The 398-nt window shown below is 44.5% G+C and carries 1 protein-coding gene; it reads left to right on the forward strand.

From position 1 onward, the window contains the following. A partial coding sequence (locus tag F7Q90_RS27555) for a hypothetical protein (protein WP_249042848.1) occupies positions 1 to 101 on the forward strand: 101 nt, incomplete at its 5' end. Between the last annotated feature and the right edge of the window lie 297 nt (positions 102 to 398).

The following is a 398-nucleotide window of genomic DNA, read 5'->3' on the forward strand; positions in this document are numbered from 1 at the left end:
ACCAGTGCAGTTCAATGTGGCAACTGTTGAAAAAGGTCCATCACTTTATGAATACCGTCAGCCCATTCCCCGGGGGAAAACATGGGCTGGCTAAAGTGTAGCGGTATTAGGATCAGTTATTTAGTGTTAATGACGCTACATTATTAAATAAAATCATACTTTGCTTTTTCTCACCTGATTGATACAGCAACCACCGGGGGCAGTACCATGCTTAAATCAAGCTACTATTATGTGTGTCCATACAACAGAAGCGGATGGATCATTCATAAAGAAGTAAGCGTCACATTTAAACCGTCTGTGCAGCGGGCTCCGGTTCCGGGAAAATAGTGTCCATCATTTTTTAATGGACACTATCGCGTGAAACACCGGACATGGCTCCTTGAGGCGCTTCGCCTCCA

Origin of the sequence: Pantoea stewartii subsp. stewartii, from assembly GCF_008801695.1 — a bacterium.
GTDB classification, from domain to species: Bacteria; Pseudomonadota; Gammaproteobacteria; order Enterobacterales; family Enterobacteriaceae; genus Pantoea; species Pantoea stewartii.